Source organism: Polaribacter sp. 2305UL8-11, assembly GCF_058147165.1.
The window spans coordinates 141,331-165,074 of sequence record NZ_JBYVJW010000002.1 but is presented as its reverse complement, the minus strand read 5'-3'; the positions used below and the strand labels follow the sequence as shown (position 1 = coordinate 165,074).

Genomic DNA, 23,744 nt, shown 5'->3' with positions numbered 1-23,744 from the left:
TTTTAATACATCAATTCTTCAATTTTTTCATTAGGAATAAAACCTTTTAACATTAAAAACACACCACACACAATTAAAATAATTCCCATTATTCTTTTTACCCTATAAATAACCTGTGGAGTCATTTTGTTTTTAAGTTGTTTTGCAAGAAATATCTTTCCTAAATCTGTTATAAAATATCCCACTAAAACAGTACCAAAATACCAAAAAATAGCATTTTGATCCATATTTAATGTAGGGCCAATTACCAAAACAGTTCCTAGCCAAAAAGCCAAAACACCAATATTTATAAAATTTAAGAAAAAACCTTTTAAGAATAATTTTATGTAATTATTTTTTATGGGAACTTCTACAATTTTAGAGGCTTCTAAGGCTTCTTTTTTATTGGTTTTGTCAAAATAAGTAATTAACCCATAAATAATAAGCACCAAACCACCAATAAAAAATAAACGAGGATCATCTTTTATTTTTTCTAATAAAGACCTGCTTCCATAATAAGCAATTAAAATAAAAGAAATGTCTCCTAAAATAACGCCTAAATCAAAAGCAATTGCAGCTCTTGCACCTTTTAAAATACTAGTTTGTATCAACATAAAAAATACAGGCCCAATCATAAAAGCCATAAAAAAGCCGATTAAAAAAGCATTTTTAAAGTCGTAAAAATCCATAGTTTACAAAAATACGGAAATTTATAGACGATTAAAATCTATTTCTAATTTTGATTTGGAATATAAATTAAAGAATTATATTCAAGCTAAGTTTTGTTCAACTAATTGTTGTTTTCTAGAATCCAAAACAATTACACAGTTAAACGCTTTTATACATCATCAAAATCAATCGTAATTTTAGAAGTTGTAGGATATGCTTGGCATGCCAAAACCAGGCCTTCTTCAATTTCGCCATCCGTTAAAATAGAATTTTTTACCATCACTGCTTTACCTTCTGTAACTTTACACATACAAGAACTACAAACTCCACCTTGACAAGAGTAAGGTGCATCTAAATCGTTGCGCAAAGCTGCAGCTAAAATATTGTCTGTTTGCGTCATTGTAAAAGTTGCTTCTTCATCATCTAACAACACTGTAACTTGTGTGGTACCTTCTTTAATTTCTGATGCAGCTTCTTCATCTACAGAAGTGGTAAACAATTCAAAATAAATTTTTTCATCAGAAAAGCCATTTGCTTTTAAAGTGTTTGATACTGTATGAATCATTTCTTCTGGACCGCATAAAAATGCTGCATCAAAAGCTATGTTTTTATATTTATTTTTGACAAAAAAGTTTGTAAAAGCATTATCAATTCTACCAAACAACATATTTTTTTGTTGTTCTCTACTACAAACAAATTCTAAATTAAAGTTGTCATATTCTTTATCAAGATCCAACAATTGTTCGTAAAAAATTGTATCTGCAACAGATTTGTTACCATAAATTAATGTAAAAGTTGCTGTGGGTTCGTTTTCTAAAACTGTTTTTATCATTGATAAAATAGGAGTAATTCCAGATCCAGCTGCAAAGCCAATGTAATTTTTATTGGGTTGTGTTTGTAGTTTAAAACGTCCTTCTGGTTCAGAAATTTCAATTTCATCACCCACTTTTAAATCAGACGTAGCGTAAACAGAAAACGTTCCGTTTTCTACAGCTTTTATAGCTACTCTAATCTCACCACTTTCTGGAGTAGAGCAAATGGAGTAAGCTCTTCTAATTTCTTCTCCATTAATTTCTTTCTGTAATGTTATATATTGCCCAGCAACAAAAGTAAATTTTGACTTTAAGTTTTGAGGGATGTTAAAAACAACAGAAACCGCATTTGCGGTTTCTTGTTTAATTTCTTGTATGTTTACTTTGTGAAATGTTGTCATTTAATATTTTTTTAAAAGTATGTTGTCATTTCGACCTTGTGGAGAAATCTAAAAACTAATTTTATAAAGATTTTTCGACTTCATTTCATTTCGCTCAAAATGACAAGTAAAATTCAAAAGATTTTAAACTAAATTATTTTCTACTAAATATTCAGCTATTTGAACTGTGTTTGTAGCAGCTCCTTTTCTTAAGTTGTCTGCAACAATCCACAAATTTAAGGTATTTTCTTGAGATTCGTCTCTTCGAATTCGCCCAACAAAAACTTCATCTTTATCATGTGCATTTACTGGCATTGGATAAATGTTGTTTGCTAAATCATCCTGTACAATAACTCCTGGAGTTTCACTTAAAATTTGACGAACTTCTGCTAGATCAAAATCGTTTTCAAACTGAACGTTTACGGCTTCAGAATGTCCACCAGCAGTAGGTATTCTAACAGCTGTTGCAGTAACAGAAAAAGAATCATCGCGTAAAATTTTCTTTGGTTCTTTTACCAGTTTCATTTCCTCTTTTGTGTATCCGTTTTCTAAGAAAACGTCGCAATGTGGCAATGCATTTCTACCAATTTTATGTGGGTAAGCCATTTCTCCATCAATACCAGCTTCTTCATTATCTAATTGTTGGACAGCTTTTACACCAGTTCCAGAAACAGATTGATAGGTAGAAATTACCACTCGTTTCATTTTATACTTTAAATGTAAAGGAGACAAAGCCATGACTAATTGAATCGTAGAACAATTTGGGTTTGCGATTATTTTATCATCAGCAGTTAATACATCACCATTAATTTCTGGAACCACTAACTTTTTAGTGGGATCCATTCTCCAAGCAGAAGAATTATCAATAACAGTAGTACCAACTTCTGCAAATTTAGGAGCCCACTCTAAAGAGGTATCTCCACCAGCAGAAAATAAAGCCACATCTGGTTTTAATTTTACTGCATCTTGCAAAGTAACTATGGTATATTCTTTTCCTTTATATGTTAGTTTTTTTCCAGCAGATCTTTTTGAAGCTACAGGAATTAATTCTGTAACAGGTAAATTACGCTCTTCTAAAACTTTTAACATTACTGTGCCAACCATTCCAGTTGCGCCAACTACAGCTATTTTCATCACTTTTAATTTTAAATTCCTGCTTTTGCAAGAAAAATATTTTTAATGGTTCTCAAATAAATTTGAGATACTTTATTTATGAGTTGCAAAGATGCTAACAAAAAAAATGATGACCATAATTTTAAGAATTATTTACCAAAATAATTGCTGTCGTTTAAAATTTAACAAGTTGATGTAAAATAATACTCATTGTGAATTTTATCAATAAAAAAGTCCTCTATATAGTTTTTCTTGCTTCAAAATCACTATAACTGATTACAAATATTGTTTTTACTCTCAAAATTCATATTAAATAATAGGTGTATTTTTTAATTTTAATTGTTACAGATAAAACTGTTCTTTTTTTTTAAGGTTTTTTATCTTTACACTATGAAAAAAATAGAACACATAGGTATTGCAGTAAAAGATTTAGATAAATCTAATATTTTATTTGCATCACTTTTTGGAAAAGAACATTACAAAATAGAAGAGGTGCTTTCAGAGAATGTTAAAACTTCTTTCTTTAAGTCTGGTCCAAATAAAATAGAATTACTTCAAGCAACAAATCCAGAAAGTCCCATTGCCAAGTTTATAGAAAAAAAAGGAGAAGGCATCCATCATATTGCTTTTGCAGTTTCGGATATAAAATCTGAAATAAAACGTTTAAAAAAAGAAGGTTTTATCGTTTTAAATGATACTCCTAAAAAAGGAGCAGATAATAAATGGGTTGCTTTTTTACACCCCAAAACAACAAATGGGGTACTTATAGAGTTATGCCAAGAAATCAATTAGTTAAAATACTATTAACAGTTATCGTAAAATGCCATCTAATTAGTATCTTGCGAGCCCAAAATAAGCTTTTAAATGCCATCAAAGTTTGATTCATATCAAAAAAAACGTTTGCAATCTTCTTACATATCTGTTGTAATAAGTATTGCTTTAGTATTGTTTATGGTGGGTGTTTTAGGGTTGGTTTTACTAAAATCTACTAAAGTTACCAATTACTTTAAAGAAAAGGTAGCAATGACTTTATTTTTAAAAGATAAAGTATCAAACGAACAAATTTTTGGGTTTAAAGAATCGCTAAAAAAAGAAGATTTTTCTAGGAAGGTTATTTACATCAGTAAAGAAAAAGCAGCAAAACAGTATAGTAAGGAAATTGGTGAAGATTTTTTAGATTTTTTAGGAGAAAACCCTTTAAAAAATGGCATAGATATTTATTTAAAAGCAGATTTTGTAACTCCAGAAAAAATGGAGGAATTAGAAAAAAGATTTGCAAAAAATACATTTGTAATTGATGTTTCTTATGATAAACCTTTAATTGAATTACTTACTAAAAATATTAAAAGAATTAGTTTTTGGTTGCTAATTATTAGTGGATTTTTTGGTTTTGTAGCAATTATTCTTATTAATAGTTCTATTAGACTATCTATTTATTCTAAAAGATTTAATATTAAAACGATGCAAATGGTTGGGGCTACTAAAAATTTTATTAGAAAACCATTTATTTTGCAAGGCATTAAATTAGGAATGATTGGTGCATTTTTAGCATTAATTGGCTTGGCAATAGTTATTTATTATTTAGACAAATACATACCAACTTTAGCATTGCTTAAAGACTATGTTTCTTTAGGATATTTAGTTGCAGGGGTTTTAATTGCTGCATTTGTAATTACTTGGTTAAGTACTTTTTTTGCAACACAGCGCTTTTTAAACCTACAAACAGACGAACTTTATTATTAAATTTATGGACAATCAACAATTGGAAAAACAAGAATTTTTATTTGGCAAAAAAAACTATATCATGATGATTATTGGTTTGATAATTATTGCTTTAGGCTTTATATTCATGGCTGGTGGAGGTAGTGATGATCCAAATGTTTTTAACGAAGAAATCTACAATTGGCAAAGAATTAGGTTGGCTCCAACATTAGTAATAATAGGTTTAGGGATTGAAATTTATGCAATTCTTTTAAATCCTAAAAAATAATTATGGATATTTTAGAGTCAGTTATTTTAGGTATAATTCAAGGATTAACAGAATTTTTACCAGTTTCTTCTAGTGGGCATTTAGAACTTGCAAAAGCTATTTTGGGAGATACTTCTGTGCCAGAAGAAAGCTTAACATTTACAGTGGTTCTGCATTTTGCAACAGCATTAAGTACCATAGTTATTTTTAGAAAAGAGATTGCAGAAATTTTGAAAGGTTTGTTTCAGTTTAAATGGAATGAAGAGTTTAAGTTTTCTTTAAAAATTGTAATTTCTATGATTCCAGCTGTAATTGTAGGGCTGCTTTTTGAAGAAGAATTAGAATCTTTTTTTGGAGGAAAAATTTTGTTAGTAGGAGCCATGTTAGTTGTTACAGCTATTCTTTTATTATTAGCAGATAAAGCAAAAAACACCAATAAAAAAGTGTCTTTTAGCAATGCTGTAATTATCGGAATTTCTCAAGCTATTGCAATGTTACCAGGAATTTCTAGATCTGGAGCTACAATTTCTACTTCTGTTTTATTAGGAGTTGATAGAACAAAAGCTGCTCGTTTTTCTTTTTTAATGGTTGTTCCTTTAATATTTGGAAAAATTGGGAAAGATGTTTTAAGTGGAGATTTAAATTTTCAATCTTCGGAAATGATTCCAATTTCTGCAGGTTTTGTAGCTGCTTTTTTGGCAGGTTTATTAGCCTGTAAATGGATGATTGCTTTGGTTAAAAAAAGTAAATTGTCTTACTTTTCTTTGTACTGTGCAATTGTAGGTTGCATTGCAATTGGCTACGCACTTTTAAACTAAAAAATGACTGTTGAAGATTATCAAAAAGGGCAAGTTTTATTAATTGATAAACCCTTACATTGGACTTCTTTTCAAACTGTTAACAAAATTCGTTGGCATATAAAGCAGCGTTTTAAAATTAAGAAAATTAAAGTTGGTCATGCAGGTACTTTAGATCCTTTAGCAACTGGTTTACTAATAATTTGTACAGGAAAACAAACCAAGCAAATAAATACATATCAAGGGCAAATTAAAGAATATACAGGTACTTTTACAATAGGAGCAACCACCCCAAGTTACGATTTAGAAACAGAAATAAATAAGACTTTTGAAACTGCTCATATTACTGAAGATTTATTACACCAAACCACTCAAAAATTTATAGGTGAAATCGAACAAAAACCACCTATTTTTTCAGCCATAAAAAAAGATGGAAAGCGTTTGTATGAATTGGCAAGAAAAGGAGAAACCACAGAAATAAAAGCAAGAAAAGTTACAGTTTTTGCATTTGAATTAACTAAAATTAATTTTCCAGAAGTAAACTTCAGGATAGTTTGTAGCAAAGGTACTTACATCCGTTCTTTAGCTTACGATTTTGGTGTTGCTTTAAAATCTGGAGCACATTTGTCTGCTTTAAGAAGAACAAAAATTGGAGATTTTTCTGTAGATGATGCTTTGTCTGTTGATGAGTTTATTGAGAAGTTATAGTTTTTATATTCGATTCGTGTTTATTTCTTCAATTAAACGAATGTTTCTTAATTTCTCAATTGTAGATTCAATAAATTTTATATCTAGTTTCCCATCATTTTTTATTGGAAGAATTACATCAATATTATTTTCTAAACGAGTTTTGGTTAAGCCCAAATTGTAAGAATAATCAGTTACAGCTTTTCTTATTGTGGTAATTAAATAAATAGCAATTTTAGGATTGATATATTCAATCATTTCTTTATTAGGCTCCAAAATCCAAATATTTTGTCCAGAACTAAAGGGATGATGTTGATAAAAAGTGGAACCAGTACTACCATCTAAAGCTATCGTAATTTGACCACCTTTGTTAATAAAACCTTCTCTAAATTTGACATAATCTACAATACCATTGTTAACTGCTGAACGACCTAAAAAAGGAATAGCATTTTTATCGTTCTTATGAACTAATTCAAAATTAATTTTATCATCTTGAATAGCAGAATTTATATTGAAATATTTAGAGAGTTTAACCTTTTTCATAAATAATTATTTAAGAATAAATAAGAAACATACTCGTTCAAGGTTTCTTGAAAATCTACAGTTTCGAGATTGTAATTAACATCATAATGAATCGTATATACCCATTGATCTTCAGATGTCATGGTTTTATTAAATGAAAAAATAGTATCCTTTTTTTTCTTGTAAGCATCAATAAAAGATCTATAATTTTCATCTGTTTTTGTTGATGGTGTTCTAGTTTTTTTATGTTTAATTAATTTATAACCATCATCGTATTTTGCAAACCAAGTTTTATTATTGTCATTAGGCACACCAGTTTTAAAAACTAAAATTATAGTTTCTGTACCTTTAGGATAAAATAACTGATTTGGCATTTGAATTGAAGCAATTAATTTATTCTTTTTTAAAATCCTTTCTTTTACAATATTTAAACCTGAATGTTTTTTTGTTCTTGATGAAACTGAATTAACTGGAATTATTGCTACTCCTAAAGAATTAGGAAGTAGTGAATCTAGCATTAATTCAACAAAACTTATTTCTGAATAAATAGAATCTGAATATGGTGGGTTTATAAAACCAACATTACATTCAAAATCCTTTAGTTTGTCAATTAAGGTAAATGCATCTCCATGATGTAAATTAGAACGCCCATCTTTATTTAAAAACATATTTAAGGCTATTATAGTATAGATACTTTTCTCTTTTTCAATACCATAAATATTATTTTTTCTGAATTCTTCTTTTTGTGAAAAAGTTAATTTCTTGTCTAGTGATATTCTTTTCCAAGCGCTAGTTAAAAAACCTCCAGTACCTGCACAGATGTCTAAAACTTTTAGATTCAAATCAAAATCAACCAAGTCACAGAATAAAGATGTTATGTGTGATGGTGTAAGAACTATACCTAAATCAGAACCACCAGAGGTTGAGTAAGATAAAAAAACATTAAAGAAAGTAGATATCATATCTAACTCACTGTTTTTATAAAAATCAAAAAGTATATTATCTACGTTCTTTACTAATTCAAGTAATGGTCCATTTGGATAAAGTTCTTTTGCTTTTTCTTTACCAGAATCTTTTAAACCTAATAAGACAGGTCTAAGTTCGTTAGTTATTAATTCCTTTTCTTCTATTTTAGAGCCTTTTATTTTTCGTTCTATAGTTTGGAATATAAATATAGCTAAATCATTATCTGAATTTATTTGCCCATATGAAATTTTAAAAACAGGATCTTCTAAAGCAAATAATATTGAGCCTACTATATATAACCTCTCATGTTCAATAACTCCTAGAATGTTTCTTAAGAATTCATTTATTTCAATTGCTTTTTCATTGAGTTCTATTAATGAGTTTCTTGATTTAGAAACTTTAATCGATTTATTAATAAGATTTCTATACGTTTTTATTTCAGAGACTTCATGTAAATTAAGGTTAGTAAATGTTTCAACCCCTTTTCTCCAAGCAAATGAGTCAATTTTTAAATCTTCTGTTCTATTCCCAGATATACCAATAGCAATAACGTTAAATTCTTCTTTTAAAAAAGATGCATACCATAATGCACCATTAACTGCGTATTCAGATATTTTTTTATCAGTTTCTTTGTAAAAATGTCTGTTTAAGTCTTTTTTATTTTCAATTACTATGACAATATTCTCTTTTTTATCATAAATTAAATATTCAGGAAACCCTTTTTCTCCAGTACCTTTTTTTGATGCTTTAGAAAGAATGTCATTAATTTTTTTATTGGATGATTTCTTTGCCCAAACTTTTACGTTCTTGTCTAATTCATTAAAATCACCATTAACATAATTCTTCAATCTAAGTTGATTGAAAACAATTAAATCTGTAGTTTTTTCTAATCTTGACATGCTCATAAGTAGATATGATTACAAAGGTAGAAAATTATTCTTCATTTTTTGAAGAATAATTTAGCGTTTTCAAATAAAGAACAACTTTAGATGAGTAGAGGTAATTTAAAACTTCATATTTAGAAATGATATATTTGTAAATTTTCAAATCTAAATATAAAAGGACTAATTAATGCGCCTCCAACCAATTAAAACCAATATCCATTTCTACATCCAAAGGAACTTCCATTTTAAAAGCGTTTTCCATTTCGTGTTTTATAATTGGTTTTATGGTTTCTAATTCATCTTTATGAGCGTCAAAAACCAATTCATCATGTACTTGCAATAACATTTTAGATTTAAAGTTTTCTTCCTCAAAACGTTTGTGAATGTTAATCATGGCTAACTTAATAATGTCTGCAGCAGAACCTTGTATGGGCGCATTTACAGCATTTCTTTCTGCAGCACCTCTAACAACCGCATTTCTAGAATTGATATCTTTTAAATAACGACGTCTTTTTAAAACGGTTTCTACAAAACCATTTTCACGCGCAAAATCTACTAAAGAAGACATGTATGCTTTTAGTTTTGGATACGTTTCATAATAGGTATCAATCAGTTCTTTTGCTTCTCCTCTAGATAAATCTGTTTGATTACTTAAACCAAAAGCAGACACTCCATATATAATTCCGAAGTTTACTGTTTTAGCATTGCTTCTTTGCTCACGAGTTACTTCATCAATAGGAACATTAAACACTTTTGCTGCAGTAGAAGCGTGAATATCTTCGCCGTTTTTAAACGCATTTATCATAGTTTCTTCTTTGCTTAAAGCTGCAATAATTCGCAATTCAATTTGAGAATAATCGGCTGCTAATAATACGTAGTTTTCATCTCTTGGAATAAATGCTTTACGCACTTCTCTTCCTCTTTCTGTACGAATAGGAATGTTTTGCAAATTCGGGTTGTTGGAACTCAACCTACCTGTTGCAGCTACAGCTTGCATATACTGTGTATGAATTCTGCCTGTTTTTGGGTTGATTTCATTAGGCAAAGCATCTACATAGGTACTTTGTAATTTTTTATATTGACGATATTCTTGAATATCTCTAATAATTTTGTGTTCTTTTGCCAAATAAGATAAAATATCTTCACCAGTTTTATATTGCCCAGTTTTTGTCTTCTTAGGTTTGTCTACCAACTTCATATTTTCAAACAGCACAATACCCAATTGTTTTGGAGAGGCAATGTTAAATTCTTCTCCTGCTTGTTCGTAAATTCCTTTTTCAAGTCTGCTAATGTCATCTGTTAACTCAACTGATAATTTCTTTAAAAAATTAACATCAACATTAATACCTTCAATTTCCATAGCAGCTAAAACAGAAACCAAAGGCAATTCAATATCATTAAATAATTTACTTACATTGCCACTTTCTAATTCGCCAGTAAATAATTGTTTGAGTTGAAACGTAATGTCTGCATCTTCTACAGCATACTCAGTTTGGTCTGCAATTGGGACGACTCTCATAGAAAGCTGATTTTTCCCTTTTTTACCAATTAATTCTGTAATAGAAACTGGTTGATAATTTAAATACGTTTCCGCCAAAACATCCATATTATGACGCATATCTGGATTTATTAAGTAATGCGCAATCATGGTGTCGAATAATTTTCCTTTAACAGGGATATTATAATTGGACAAAACTTTAATATCATATTTTAAATTATGACCAATTTTTTCGATTTCACTTTCGAAAAACGGTCTAAATTCCTCTAAAATAGCTTTAGTTTCTTCTTGGTCTTCAGGAAATGAAACATAATATCCTTTTCCTATTTCATAAGAAAAAGCAATTCCAATTAACTCTACTTCTAAGGCTTTTAAACCTGTTGTTTCTGTATCAAAACAAACCGAAGTTTGTTGCATTAGCTTTTTTAACAACAACTTTCTAGACAAAGAAGAATCTATATGTTGATAAAAATGATTGGTATTTTTTATGGTTTTAAAACCAGATGCAGCAGCATCTTCAGAAATACTTCCTGTTCCTGGAGTAGCAAATAAATCGAATTGGCCTTCAGGATTTGAAGCTGGTTTTTTTGTAACCGCTTTTGGTTTTCCTTCAGCTTTACTATCAGAAGTATTTGTTGTAGTTTCAGTCGAAAAAGTTCGTAAGAAATTGGTTAACAGGTTTCTAAATTCTAATTCGTTAAAAATTTCTGTAACTTTCTCAATATTAGGTTGGTCTAATGTAAAATCTTTAGCGTTAAAAGTTACAGGAACATCTAGCATTATGGTTGCTAGTTTTTTAGAAAGTAAACCTAGTTCTTTAGCAGCCTCTACTTTCTCTTTCATCTTTCCTTTTAATTCATGAGTGTTTGCTAATAAGTTTTCCATAGAACCATAGGCTGCTAAAAATTTCTTAGCTGTTTTTTCTCCAACACCTGGTAATCCTGGAATATTATCAGAAGAATCTCCCATCATTCCTAAAAAATCGATGACTTGTAAAGGATCTGTAATTTCGAATTTTTCCAATACTTCTGGTACTCCCCAAATGTCATAACCACCTCCAAAACGAGGTTTGTACATAAAAATATTTTCAGATACTAGTTGTGCAAAATCTTTATCTGGAGTTACCATAAAGGTTTTGTACCCCTCTTTTTCGGCTTGTTTAGATAGCGTTCCAATAACGTCATCTGCTTCAAAACCCTCTTTAACCATAATTGGTATGTGCATGGCTTTTAAAATCTCTTGAATGTAAGGTACAGCAATTTTAATAGCTTCTGGAGTTTCATCTCTATTGGCTTTGTAAGCTTCAAACATTTCTACTCTATCAGAACTACCACCTTTGTCAAAACAAACAGCTAAATGGTCTGGTCTTTCTCTTTTTATAACGTCTAAAAGAGAGTTCATAAAACCCATTATAGCAGAAGTATCCATGCCTTTAGAATTGATTCTTGGGTTTTTAATAAAAGCGTAATATCCACGGAAAATTAATGCATAAGCATCAACTAAAAAAAGCCTTTTTTGGTCTGACATTTTATTGATTTGAGTATTTTAAATAATGCTAAAATAAAACCGATTTTAGATTTTATTGATCGTGTTTAAAGGTACAAAACTTTAACATCCTATTAAAATTCATTAGATTTTTAAAGAGGTATATTTGTTAACATTTTAAAAACATTTTATGCCACGTTGGGTTTTTCCTTTAATTATTTTATTTGTTGTAATAATTGCTGTAGAATTTTATACATTTCAAGCATTTAAAACGATTTCTAAAAATAAAATAATTCGTTATTCTTTTCTGTTGCTAAGTTTAGCAGTTTACATCAATTTTTTTGTCACCATTTTTACTTATGATAGGAGTAATGGGCAAACACCACAATTTCAAATGGCAATGGGTTTATTACTCACGGTTTCTATTCCAAAACTAGTCATAATTATTGTGCTTTTTGGAGAAGATGTATATAGGTGGATTTTAAAATTGATTTCTGCAATTTCTTCCGAAGAAACAAAATCTTTAGTAGGGAGAAGAAAATTTATTTCTCAATTAGCTCTAGGTTTGGCAGCAATTCCTTTTGCATCATTTATTTACGGTATAATTCAAGGAAAATACAACTATAAAGTTTTAAAGTATAGTTTAACTTTTGATGATTTACCTGAAGCTTTCGATGGTTTTACCATCACGCAAATTTCAGATATTCATTCAGGAAGTTTTACGAATAAAGAAAAAATACAATATGGGGTCGATTTAATCAACCAACAAAAATCAGATATCATGTTATTTACAGGTGATATTGTAAACAACAAAGCAGATGAAATGGATGATTGGATTGATGTTTTTGCACAATTAGAAGCCAAAGAAGGAAAATTTGCCATTCTTGGAAATCATGATTATGGCGATTATATGGATTGGAAAAATCCGCAAGAAAAAGTCGATAACTTTCAAAAAGTAAAAGGTATCCACAAAAAAATTGGGTTTGATTTGTTGTTAGACGAACATAGATATTTAGAAAAAAATGGTCAGAAAATAGCACTTTTAGGTGTAGAAAATTGGGGGAAAGGATTCAACCAAGCAGGAGATTTACAAAAAGCATCCGCCAACATTAAAAAAGATGATTTTAAAATCTTGATGACTCATGACCCAAGTCATTGGCAAGAAAAGGTAAAGCAAGACGATTTTAACTACCATTTAACTTTAAGTGGTCATACACATGGGTTGCAGATGGGAATCGAAATTCCTGGATGGTTTAAATGGAGCCCATCACAATATGTTTATAAACAATGGGCAGGTTTGTATGAAGAATTTGGTAGATACATTAATGTAAATCGCGGTTTTGGCTATCATGCATTTCCAGGACGCGTTGGTATATGGCCAGAAATAACAGTTATAGAACTTAAAAAGGCTTGATAATCAGTACTTTTAAATAGATTTCTTATATTTGTAAGAAGAGTATCAAATAATTTATACGTTTTCCCCTATTTAAAAACTTTATATTATGGCAAAATTTGGCGAATTAATTAGCGTAAGCAAACCTGTTCTCATCGATTTTTACTCAGATTGGGATGAAGTTACAAACAATGTAGAAACTTTAAGAGATGTTGCTGCTGCTTTAGGAGATAGTGCCAAAGTAATTAAAATTGATATTAAAAAGAACGAAACTCTGGCAGATGCTTTGCGCGTTAAAGGAAACCCAACATTTATGATTTATAAAAATGGCGAAATGAAATGGCGCCAAACTGGAATGCAAGATGCAAATACTCTAATTGGCTTGGTACAACAATTTGTTTAGTTTTTAGAAGCTATTACCAGCTTTCCACTGTATCTTTTTATGCATAATTTATTTTATCCTCTTATTTTTTAAATAAAATAGTACATCATAATAACAGATACAGAATTTAGTTTAGCATAAAAAGGATGTCGTTTTAATCTGGGCTAAACCTGTTTGCCAATCTAATTTATTGCTTTAAAAGTAAATCCTTGTTTAGAGAAGTTATTTAAAACTTTTGGCAACACAAAACGCAATTTTTCAGAGGCTTTTACACTATCATGAAAAACAATAATACTTCCATTTTTAGTATTATTTAAAACATTTTCTAAACACGTTTCTTTAGAAATAGAAGCATCAAAATCTGCAGATAAAACATCCCACATAATAATTTTATAGTTTCTTTTTATAAGCTCTTTGGCTTGCGCTTTTTTAATTTTACCATAAGGAGGTCTAAATAAATGCAATTGCAAATCTTTAAAGCTAGAAAACCTTAACGTTTTCTCAACTTGTAAAACATTATCTATATAAGTTGTTTTTTTGGTTTTCCAACCATTTAAATGATTTTGTGTGTGGTTACCAATAGCATGACCCTCAGTAATAATTTTATCAAAAATCTTAAGATGGTTTTCTATGTTTTTACCTATACAAAAAAAAGTGGCTTTAGCTTTGTGTTTTTTTAATTCAGCTAAAACAAATTCGGTAATTTCTGGTGTCGGGCCATCATCAAAAGTTAAAAAAATTTCTTTTTTTTCTAATGAAAAACGCCACATATAATTAGAGAAAAATCTCATTAAAATACGTGGCGTTTTTAGGAAATATGTTTTCATTAAAGCTTTAAAAGTCTAATTCCTCTTTTTTATCTTCTGGTATCAAATGTCGAAATAAACCATAAAAATCATCCCTAAACTGCACTGCTTTTTTAATGTAGTTTGTATCTTTTTCGTATTTCTGTATATCTTCTATAATCGTTTCCATTATATAAAAAGAAGTTTGAATATCTTCATTTACTAAGTTGATATGATTTTTATCAAAAGTACTTAACCAAACTGCTTGTTCTTTATAAATATTTAAAAGTGTTTCTGCAGTTTCTCTGGCTTTTTCTATATTATTTAACTTATAGTAAGCTTCTGGATATCCAATAGATAAGCTATAATGATCAAAATCTTTGATAGGCATTTTTTCTAAAGACAAATCTAAAATTTCTAATGCTTTGATGGTATCTCCTTCTTTGGCAAAAGCTTCAGACAAACGCATTAAACTATTTCTCATAGAAATGGAGTTTCTTTTAGTCTGTTCATCTAAATAAATTTTACCATCATTAATATTTCTCCATTCCCATTTTTGAATGTTTTTGTACATTTTTTCTGGGTCAATTCTTCCCATATCAAATAAACTTTTTCTACCCATTGGTGTTTTTATAGGAACCAACTTATAAGCCATACCATCTAATTGCAAATAGTCTTTTAACCAGAAGTATTCTTCATCTGCATTGGCACCACCAGTAAAATAAATAGGTCTTTCCCAATTATTGTTGGCAAGAATATCTAACATTAAAATTCTGTTTTTCATTATCAATCCATCACTTATAGTAAAATCTATATATGGTAAAATTTTATCTGCATCTTTTTGGGCAACAATTCCGTTTTTTAAAACCATTTCCTTGTTTACAGGAATTCTTATTTTGTTGGTAGGATAGAATTTTTCTTTGATTCCGTTTTCGGTTTCTACATAGGTAACTTCACTATCAGATGCAATCCAACGCATAAAATTTTTAATGGTCATTACAGAATCTTTAAAACGAGGATGTTCTAAAGAATAAGCTACATCTAATGTGCCATATCTGTATTGGTCATGTTTTAATTGTGATGGAATTGGATCTGCGTCATAAGATTTTCTTTTCATTTGGTCTATGTACCAATCTGTAGCAAAAAGTGATGTATTTACTAATTTAACATCAGTTCTTATACCTTCTACTTCTTGCATGTACCAAAGAGGAAACGTATCATTATCGCCAATAGTAAACATAATGGCATTAGAGTCACAAGACTCTAAATAGGCTTGTGCGTTTAAACGAGTTGTGAATCTATTCGAACGATCATGATCATCCCAATTTTGAGAAGCCATTAAAGTAGGAACAGCAATAAAAGAAATAACTGTAACTGCTACTGCAATTATTTTTTTAGAGCCAAAATTCTTTAAATACTCATAAAGGGCTAATACTCCAAAACCTACCCAAATTGCAAAAATATAAAAACTACCAACTACTGCATAATCTCTTTCTCTAGGTTCAAAAGGTTTTGGATTGGTATAAAAGATAATGGCTGCACCTGTAAATAAAAAGAATAATAACAATACAAAAAAGTTTTCTTTGTCCCATTTTATATTATAGAGCAGACCAATTAATCCTAAAATAAGTGGTAAAAAATAGTATTTATTTCTTCCCTTGTTTTCTAAAGCTTGAGAAGGAAGATTTTTTTGTGAGCCTAATCTAGCTTCGTCAATAAATGGGATTCCACTAATCCAGTTACCATTAATAATATCTAATTGACCTTGAATATCATTTTGACGTCCTACAAAATTCCACATAAAATATCTACCATACATATAGCCAAATTGATAGCTAAACATAAATTTTAAATTTTCGCCAAATGTGGGTCTACGTTTACTATTTGCTGGAATACCAGCAATTTGTTTATACATTTTTTCTGATGCCGGATTTACCATTCTTGGTATAAAACCTTTGTGTTTGTCAGACCAATTAGGAACTACATCTTTGTAGTTGTTTACAATTTCATATTTACCATTTCGTTTTTCATATTTTGGTTTATCATCTTTATAAGGATTCTTTTGATCTCGTTCTCTTTGGTATGAATTGGAATAGTAGGTGTCGTAAAAAACGTTAGCATCTCCATATTGTTCACGCTCATAATAAGCTAATAACTCACGAGCACTAGAAGGATCATTTTCATTAATTGTTGTATTTGCATTGGCTCTAATTGGCAACATCATCCATGAAGAAAACCCAATCATAATAAACAATACAGAAAGTATTAAAGTATTTGTACCTACTTTATTTTTCTTTCTGGTGTAGTTTAATCCAAAGTAAAAAGCAACAATTAAAATAATTGCTGCAATAATGCTACCAGAATTGTAAGGTAAACCAATAGAATTGATAAAAAATAATTCTGAAGCACTAAAGAATTTTAGTGTAAATGGGAATAAAAATTTAAAAACAAATGCCAATACTAAAACCGAAATTACAGTGGCTATTGCTGTAGTTTTTAAATTAATTTCTTTATAAGTTTTAAAGAAGTAAAGCATTACAATTGCTGGGATTACTAACAACGATAATATGTGTACTCCAAAAGATAAACCTACTACAAAACTAATAAGAACAAGCCATTTATTTCCTCTTGGGGTATGAATTTCACTTTCCCATTTTAAGCCTAGCCAAAATAGTATTGCCATTAAAAATGATGACATTGCATACACTTCTCCTTCTACAGCACTAAACCAAAAGCTATCTGAAAAAGTATAGGTTAAAGCCCCTACAATGCTACTTCCTAAAATAGCAATGTATGTTCCATCAGTTAATTTACCAGACTTTGAAGCAAGTTTTTTTCCTAAATTGGTAATGGTCCAGAACATAAATAAAATAGTAAATGCACTTGCTAGAGCAGACATAAAATTAACCATTTTAGCAATTTCTGCATTGTCTGATGTAAACATGGCAAAAAAGGCGCCTAACATTTGAAATAAGGGTGCTCCTGGTGGATGTCCTACTTCTAGTTTTACTGCAGTAGAAATATATTCTCCAACATCCCATGCACTTACTGTAGGTTCTAACGTTAATGTATAAGTTATTAGAGCAATTGCAAATGTAACCCATCCTAAAATGATGTTCCATTTTTTAAATTTTGCTGATGTCATAATTTCGAAATAATGTGTGGGCGAATTTACTAATAATTATGAATAAAATTAGTTGAGTTTTGTTTTTATAAACGATTTATTCCTCACAAAAGTTTGTTAAATTCAAAAATTACAAAAAAATGTTTGTGAATTTAAAAGAATCCATTAAATTTGCATCCGCTAAGAAGCATTGGCCTATGGTGTAATTGGCAACACTCCGGTTTTTGGTACCGTCATTCAAGGTTCGAGTCCTTGTAGGCCAACAAAAAAGTCCTAACAAATTAAATTTGTTAGGACTTTTTATTTTTAGAAGAGTTTTTGGAGAAAACACTGTTTTTTTAATTTAAAAAATAATGCCTAATTATATTTTTTGTTTTTAATCAAAAAATTGATAGCGTTATTAATAGTTGTAAATAAGCAAAAAATATGGTTAATCTGTCTGTAATTTTGTTGAAAAGGAATTAGTAATTAAAAAAACTTAGATATGAAAGTACAACCTTATTTAGCCTTTAATGGTAATTGTCAAGAAGCATTAAATTTTTACGGAGAATTATTTAATGCAGATATTAAAAATAAAGAAACTTATGAGGATAAAAAAATTGATGTTCCTCTTTCTTACAGAAGAAAATTACAGCATGCAGAATTAAAAGGAAAAGGAATTCATTTAATGGCTTATGATGTAGCTCCAGATACCCCACTTAATAATGGTAATAATATTAGTATTAGCGTAGATTTAAACGATACGCATGAAGCTGAAGATGTATTTAAAAATTTAGCAAATAGCGGAATTACACATCACGAATTTAGAGAAAGAGAATGGGGATATTTTGGAAGATGTACAGATAAATACGGAATTAATTGGATGGTAAACTGCAATAGTTAAAATGATTCAGTATTTTTATAGATGATAAAATAAAATGGATTGCAAGAAAATTGTAATCCATTTTTTGACTGAAATAACCTCTAAAATTAATAGAAAAACAAGTTTTGAAACTCATAAAATTCACAAAAAAAGGCATTTATTGTATACCAGGAAAGTTCTATTTAGATCCTTGGTATCCTGTAGATTATGCTATTATTTCTCATGGTCATGCAGATCATTCAAGAGCTGGGAACAAACATTATTTGTGTCATAATGATTCCAAAGCAATTATTAAACACAGATTAGGTCAAGATATTTCTATTGAAAGTTTGTGGTATAATGAACCTAGAAATATAAATGGAGTACAAGTCAGTTTTTTTCCTGCAGGTCATGTCATTGGTTCTGCACAAATTCGTTTGGAGTATAAAGGTTTTGTGGTCGTTTTTTCTGGAGATTATAAAACACAACCCGATTTTATTACCACACCTTTTGAACCCGTAAAATGTCACGAATTTATAACAGAAAGTACTTTCGGTTTGCCAATTTATAAGTGGAAAGAAGAAAAGGAATTACAAACGCAATTACAGAATTGGGTTTTGCAAAATCAGCAAAACAATAGAACCAGTGTTTTTTTAGGGTATAGTTTAGGAAAAGCACAACGAATAATGAAATTGATTGAAGGCGTAGATGACATTTTCGTGCACACAGCAATTCATAACTTAAACAATGCTATTTCAGGTTCTGGAATTGAGCTTCCAGAAACCACTTTACTGAATTACGATTTCAAAAAAGCAGACCTTCAAAATAAAATAGTAATCATGCCTCCAGGTTTGTTGGGTTCTCGATTGTTGAAGAAAATTCCAAATGCATCAACTGCAATTTGTTCTGGTTGGATGCACATTCGTGGAAATCGAAGATGGAAAGGAGTTGATGCAGGTTTTGCAGTAAGTGATCACGCAGATTGGGATGGTTTATTGGAAGCTGTAAAAGCAACTGAAGCCCAAAAAGTGTATGTAACTCATGGTTCGCAAGCTGTTTTTTCTAAATATTTGAATGAAATTGGCATTGAAGCGCACGAATTAAAAACCGAGTTTGGTGATGATGAGTTGGCAAGTGAAGCAGAAATTAAAACTGAAAAAGTGGATTTATGAAAGACTTTTCCAATTTAATTAGCGCGATAGAAATCACCAATAAAACCAATGCAAAAATTGATGCATTAGTAAACTATTTTAAATCAGCTCCCGACAAAGATAAATTGTGGTTAATTGCTTTATTTACAGGAAAAAGACCTTCAAGACCTGTAAAATCGAACTTAATGAAAAGCTGGGTGATGGAAATTACGCAACTTCCTGAATGGCTTTTTTTAGAAAGTTACTCATCTGTTGGAGATTTAGGAGAAACCATTGCACTTTTATTACCAAATCCCAAAGATAAAATAGAAAAACCATTATATATTTGGATTGATGAACTCATCAACCTAAAACAAAAAACAGACGAAGAAAAAAAGGTATATGTTTTAGAAGCTTGGAACGGATTAGAAGCACAAGAAAGGTTGATTTTTAATAAATTGATTGGTGGAAGTTTCAGAATTGGAGTTTCTAAAAAAACCTTGGTAAATGCGTTGGCAAAATTATCAGGCATTGATGCAAACCAACTAATGCACAGTATTATTGGAAATTGGACGCCAAATTCTATATCTTTTGATGATTTATTAAATGGCGAACATATAAATTACGATAATTCGAAACCTTATCCGTTTTGTTTGGCATATTCTTTAGAGAAAGAATTAGAAGATTTAGGCGACACAAATGAGTGGCAAGTAGAGTATAAATGGGATGGAATTCGTGGGCAAATTATCAAAAGAAAAGATGAGGTTTTTATATGGAGTAGAGGAGAAGAATTAGTCACAGAACAGTTTCCAGAATTGGTAGAAGCAGTTGCTCAATTAGAAGGCAGTTTTGTAATTGATGGTGAAATTTTAGCTGTAAAAGATAGTGCTGTGTTGCTTTTTAATGATTTACAAAAAAGATTGAACCGAAAAAATGTAACCAAAAAATTAATGGAAGATGTGCCAGTTGGTTTATATATTTATGATATTTTAGAATTGAATGAGGCTGATTTACGTACTTTATCGATGCAAGAAAGGCGAATTCAATTAGAAAAATTATTCAAACAAAATACCAGTGATATTTTAAAATTATCAGAAATTATTGATTTCAAAAATTGGAACGAATTAGATGCTTTAAGAAATGCTGCAAGAAGTTTTAATTCTGAAGGTTTAATGTTGAAGAAAAAAGATTCCATTTATCACGTTGGACGAAAAAAAGGCGATTGGTGGAAATGGAAAGTAGACCCATTAACGATTGATGCAGTAATGATTTACGCTCAAAAAGGAAGTGGAAGAAGAAGTTCTAAATACACAGATTACACATTTGCAGTAAAAAATGAAGACAAATTAGTAACGGTTGCAAAAGCCTATTCAGGATTAACAGATGTAGAAATTACAGAAATTTCTAAATGGGTAAATAAAAATGCCATCGAAAAATTTGGACCTGTAAGAACCGTAAAACCAGAATTGGTTTTCGAAATTGCTTTTGAAGGAATTGCATACAGTAAAAGACACAAAAGCGGAGTCGCCTTGCGTTTTCCAAGAATGAAACGTTGGAGAAAAGACAAAACCTTAAAAGATATAGATACAATTGAAAGTGTAAAAGCACTAATTGATGCGAATTAAAATTTAAAAGACAATTGTCATTTCGAGTGAAACGCAGTGAAGTTGATAAATCCAATTCGTAATTTGAGATTTCTCCATAAAGTCGAAATGACATTGTGATTAGAAAATAAATTGTCATTTCGAATGAAACACAGTAGAATTGAGAAATCTTATTATGAGGAGGAGAAACTTCATTTATTAAACTATTTTCTGTGAGATTTCTCCATAAAATCGAAATAAACTAAAAACCAACAACCATCAACTAAAAACAACATTGAGCAACTTCAAACAAACACAAGGCTACAAAATCATAGAAAATTGGATGGCAGAAAAAAACCAAACGCCTTTTAGTTTTCAAACCCAAACTTGGGAACGCTATCACAATAATTTTAGTGGAATGGTAGTGGCTCCAACAGGTTTTGGGAAAACGTTTTCTGTATTTTTAGCGGTTGTTATTGATTATTTCAACAATCAAAAAAACTACAAAAAAGGATTAAAATTAATTTGGGTAAGTCCTTTGCGTTCGTTGGCGAAAGATTTGGCAAAAGCCATGAATACTGCTGTTGATGAAATTGGTTTAGATTGGACAGTTGAGGTTAGAAATGGAGACACATCAACCAAAGATAGAAGGCGTCAAGAACGTGCAATGCCAGACGTTATTTTAACGACTCCAGAAACGCTTCACTTGTTATTTTCTCAAAAGAAAAACTCACGTTGGTTTAAAAATGTAAACTGTATTGCTGTTGATGAATGGCATGAATTACTAGGCTCAAAACGTGGTGTAATTACAGAATTAGCAATTGCAAGAATCAGAAATTTATCATCAAAAGCGAGAATTTGGGGAATTTCTGCAACGATTGGGAATTTGGAGGAAGCCAAAAATGTACTCATTCCTTATGAGGTAAAAACCACGATGATTCGTGCAAAAGAAAAGAAGAAAATTGATATTGTTTCTTTATTGCCAGATGAAGTGGAAGAATTGTCTTGGGCAGGACATTTAGGTAAACAAATGAGTTCTAAAATAATTCCGATTATTTATGAAAACACGACGACTCTAATTTTTACAAACACGAGAAATCAGAGTGAATTATGGTATCAAATTTTAATAGAAGAAGAACCAGATTTAATTGGTCAAATTGCCATCCATCATGGTTCTATTGATAAAGTGCAACGTAATTTTATTGAAGAAGCCATTTCAAACGGATTATTAAAAGCAGTCGTTTGTACATCGTCTTTAGACTTAGGAGTCGATTTTAAACCAGTAGATTGTGTCATTCAAATTGGTTCTGCCAAAGGAATTGCACGTTTTATGCAAAGAGCAGGAAGAAGTGGGCATTCGCCTTTTGAAACTTCAAAAATGTACGCAGTTCCTACGCATTCTTTACAATTGATAGAAGTTGCTGCTGTAAAAGAAGCCGTAAAACAAAACCAAATTGAAGCAAGGCAACCTTATGTGTTGACCTATGATGTTTTGGTTCAATTTTTAGTGACGTTGGCAGTTGGCGAAGGTTTTAAAGCGGATGAAACATACGAATTGGTTAAGGAAATTCACGCATTTCATTATTTAACCAAAGAAGAATTCGATTGGTGCATCCATTTCATCACACAAGGTGGAAATACGTTAAAAGCCTATGAAGAATTTCATAAAGTAGTGTTAGATGAAGACGGATTTTACAGAGTAAAAAGTAGACGAATAGCCATGATGCACAGAATGAATATTGGTGTAATTGTAAGTGAAGTAATGCTATTTGTAAAGTTTTTTTCTGGTGGATATATTGGAATGGTGGAAGAATATTTTATCTCAAAATTAAAAAAGGGTGATGCTTTTATTTTAGGAGGAAGGGTTTTAGAGATGAAACAAATAAAAGACATGACTGTTTTGGTAAAAAGAAGCAAAAAGAAAAAAGCGATTACCCCAAGCTGGATGGGTGGTAGGTTGCCTTTAACTTCTTATTTAACACATTTTTTAAGATTAAAGTTAAATGATGCTTTAACGCCAAATAATAGAGAAAAAGAGTTGAAATTTTTGCATCCTTTATTAAAAAGACAAGAAGTCAATTCTCACATTCCAAAACACGACGAATTTTTAGTAGAACTCATAGAGACTAAAGAAGGTTTCCATTTGTTTGCCTATCCTTTTGAAGGAAGATTAGTCCATGAAATTATGGCTTCTTTAATTGCTTATCGACTAAGTTTAATACAAAAAAGAACCTTTACAATCGCTATGAACGATTATGGTTTTGAGTTGTTAAGCGACCAAGAAATACCTTTAAATGAAGAAAATATTACAGAGATATTTTCCAAAGAAAATTTAATTCAGGATGTAACTGCAAGTATAAATGCGAGCGAAATGGCTTCTCGAAAATTTAGAGATATTGCTGTGGTTGCTGGTTTGGTCATTCAAACACAACCAGGAAATCGAAAGTCGAATAAGAGTTTGCAATCTTCTTCAGGATTAATTTTTAGAGTTTTAAATGACCATGAACCCAACAATTTATTGTTGAAACAAGCGTATAACGAAGTTTTCGATTATGAATTAGAAAAAGTGCGTTTACAAAGTGCTTTTAAACGAATTTCAGAAAGTAAAATCATTTTGAAAAGAGCCCAAAATTTTACACCTTTGAGTTTTCCTTTAAAAGTAGATAGTTTGCGAGGAACTATGAGTAACGAAGATTTAAGCAAACGAATAGAACGCATTCAAAAACAAGCGTTAAAAGCCTAAAT

General features: G+C 30.2%; 19 protein-coding genes and 1 tRNA gene. 12 read left to right on the top strand and 8 right to left on the bottom strand.

The genetic code is table 11. From position 1 onward, the window contains the following. Positions 1-2: 2 nt before the first annotated feature. From ACY2RW_RS02375 to ACY2RW_RS02365, 3 genes are all read right to left on the bottom strand, one after another. Entirely contained in the window at positions 3-668 is a 666-nt protein-coding gene (locus tag ACY2RW_RS02375; protein WP_490121094.1) for a LysE family translocator, read from the bottom strand. 149 nt (positions 669-817) lie between these two features. Beyond that, positions 818-1,861: a 2Fe-2S iron-sulfur cluster-binding protein gene (locus ACY2RW_RS02370; RefSeq protein WP_490121093.1), complete on the bottom strand. Its 1,044-nt coding sequence runs from the start codon at positions 1,859-1,861 to the stop codon at positions 818-820. A gap of 123 nt (positions 1,862-1,984) precedes the next feature. Continuing rightward, entirely contained in the window at positions 1,985-2,974 is a 990-nt protein-coding gene (locus ACY2RW_RS02365; RefSeq protein ID WP_490121092.1) for an aspartate-semialdehyde dehydrogenase, read from the bottom strand. 369 nt (positions 2,975-3,343) lie between these two features. On the opposite strand from ACY2RW_RS02365, the gene mce reads away from it, so the two are divergent. From mce to truB, 5 genes are all read left to right on the top strand, one after another. Beyond that, positions 3,344-3,745 (top strand): methylmalonyl-CoA epimerase, encoded by a 402-nt coding sequence (gene mce / locus ACY2RW_RS02360; RefSeq protein WP_490121091.1) that lies wholly within the window; start codon positions 3,344-3,346, stop codon positions 3,743-3,745. 72 nt (positions 3,746-3,817) lie between these two features. Next, on the top strand, positions 3,818-4,696 hold the full coding sequence (locus ACY2RW_RS02355) for a cell division protein FtsX (protein ID WP_490121090.1): 879 nt from the start codon (positions 3,818-3,820) through the stop codon (positions 4,694-4,696). A 4-nt stretch (positions 4,697-4,700) separates the two neighbouring features. Beyond that, positions 4,701-4,943 (top strand): DUF3098 domain-containing protein, encoded by a 243-nt coding sequence (locus ACY2RW_RS02350; protein ID WP_490121089.1) that lies wholly within the window; start codon positions 4,701-4,703, stop codon positions 4,941-4,943. 2 nt (positions 4,944-4,945) lie between these two features. Next, complete coding sequence (locus ACY2RW_RS02345; RefSeq protein WP_490121088.1) at positions 4,946-5,740, top strand: undecaprenyl-diphosphate phosphatase; 795 nt, start codon at positions 4,946-4,948, stop codon at positions 5,738-5,740. Positions 5,741-5,743: 3 nt separating this feature from the next. Next, complete coding sequence (gene truB / locus ACY2RW_RS02340) at positions 5,744-6,427, top strand: tRNA pseudouridine(55) synthase TruB (protein ID WP_490121087.1); 684 nt, start codon at positions 5,744-5,746, stop codon at positions 6,425-6,427. A 3-nt stretch (positions 6,428-6,430) separates the two neighbouring features. Here truB and ACY2RW_RS02335 read toward each other — a convergent pair whose 3' ends face one another. The 3 genes from ACY2RW_RS02335 to polA form a co-directional block, all read right to left on the bottom strand. After that, the gene (locus ACY2RW_RS02335; protein ID WP_490121086.1) at positions 6,431-6,949 is read right to left on the bottom strand and encodes a restriction endonuclease subunit S; all 519 of its coding nucleotides are present in this window, start codon (positions 6,947-6,949) and stop codon (positions 6,431-6,433) included. After that, complete coding sequence (locus ACY2RW_RS02330; RefSeq protein WP_490121085.1) at positions 6,946-8,793, bottom strand: HsdM family class I SAM-dependent methyltransferase; 1,848 nt, start codon at positions 8,791-8,793, stop codon at positions 6,946-6,948. The genes ACY2RW_RS02335 and ACY2RW_RS02330 overlap by 4 nt, the downstream gene beginning before the upstream one ends. 169 nt (positions 8,794-8,962) lie before the next feature. Beyond that, positions 8,963-11,803, bottom strand: a complete 2,841-nt coding sequence (gene polA / locus ACY2RW_RS02325; protein ID WP_490121084.1) for a DNA polymerase I — start codon at positions 11,801-11,803, stop codon at positions 8,963-8,965. A gap of 148 nt (positions 11,804-11,951) precedes the next feature. Between polA and ACY2RW_RS02320 the strand changes: the two genes are divergently transcribed. Together ACY2RW_RS02320 and ACY2RW_RS02315 are read left to right on the top strand one after the other, a co-directional pair. Then, a complete protein-coding gene (locus tag ACY2RW_RS02320; RefSeq protein WP_490121083.1) occupies positions 11,952-13,175 on the top strand; it encodes a metallophosphoesterase in 1,224 nt (407 codons plus the stop codon). A gap of 88 nt (positions 13,176-13,263) precedes the next feature. Further along, complete coding sequence (locus ACY2RW_RS02315) at positions 13,264-13,557, top strand: thioredoxin family protein (RefSeq protein ID WP_490121082.1); 294 nt, start codon at positions 13,264-13,266, stop codon at positions 13,555-13,557. Positions 13,558-13,718: 161 nt separating this feature from the next. On the opposite strand, the gene ACY2RW_RS02310 is transcribed toward ACY2RW_RS02315, so the two are convergent. Together ACY2RW_RS02310 and ACY2RW_RS02305 are read right to left on the bottom strand one after the other, a co-directional pair. Continuing rightward, complete coding sequence (locus ACY2RW_RS02310; RefSeq protein ID WP_490121081.1) at positions 13,719-14,363, bottom strand: polysaccharide deacetylase family protein; 645 nt, start codon at positions 14,361-14,363, stop codon at positions 13,719-13,721. A gap of 7 nt (positions 14,364-14,370) precedes the next feature. Next, on the bottom strand, positions 14,371-17,466 hold the full coding sequence (locus tag ACY2RW_RS02305; RefSeq protein ID WP_490121080.1) for a DUF2723 domain-containing protein: 3,096 nt from the start codon (positions 17,464-17,466) through the stop codon (positions 14,371-14,373). Between the two features lie 170 nt (positions 17,467-17,636). Here ACY2RW_RS02305 and ACY2RW_RS02300 point away from each other — a divergent pair. The 5 genes from ACY2RW_RS02300 to ACY2RW_RS02280 all read left to right on the top strand — a co-directional run bounded on the left by ACY2RW_RS02300 (position 17,637) and on the right by ACY2RW_RS02280 (position 23,742). Further along, positions 17,637-17,708 (top strand) — tRNA-Gln (locus ACY2RW_RS02300). A 221-nt stretch (positions 17,709-17,929) separates the two neighbouring features. Beyond that, positions 17,930-18,328 (top strand): VOC family protein, encoded by a 399-nt coding sequence (locus tag ACY2RW_RS02295; protein WP_490121079.1) that lies wholly within the window; start codon positions 17,930-17,932, stop codon positions 18,326-18,328. A 104-nt stretch (positions 18,329-18,432) separates the two neighbouring features. After that, on the top strand, positions 18,433-19,458 hold the full coding sequence (locus ACY2RW_RS02290) for a ligase-associated DNA damage response exonuclease (RefSeq protein ID WP_490121078.1): 1,026 nt from the start codon (positions 18,433-18,435) through the stop codon (positions 19,456-19,458). Next, on the top strand, positions 19,455-21,041 hold the full coding sequence (locus tag ACY2RW_RS02285) for an ATP-dependent DNA ligase (protein ID WP_490121077.1): 1,587 nt from the start codon (positions 19,455-19,457) through the stop codon (positions 21,039-21,041). Before ACY2RW_RS02290 ends, ACY2RW_RS02285 begins: the two co-directional genes overlap by 4 nt. A gap of 253 nt (positions 21,042-21,294) precedes the next feature. Further along, entirely contained in the window at positions 21,295-23,742 is a 2,448-nt protein-coding gene (locus ACY2RW_RS02280) for a ligase-associated DNA damage response DEXH box helicase (RefSeq protein ID WP_490121076.1), read from the top strand. Positions 23,743-23,744 lie beyond the last annotated feature (2 nt).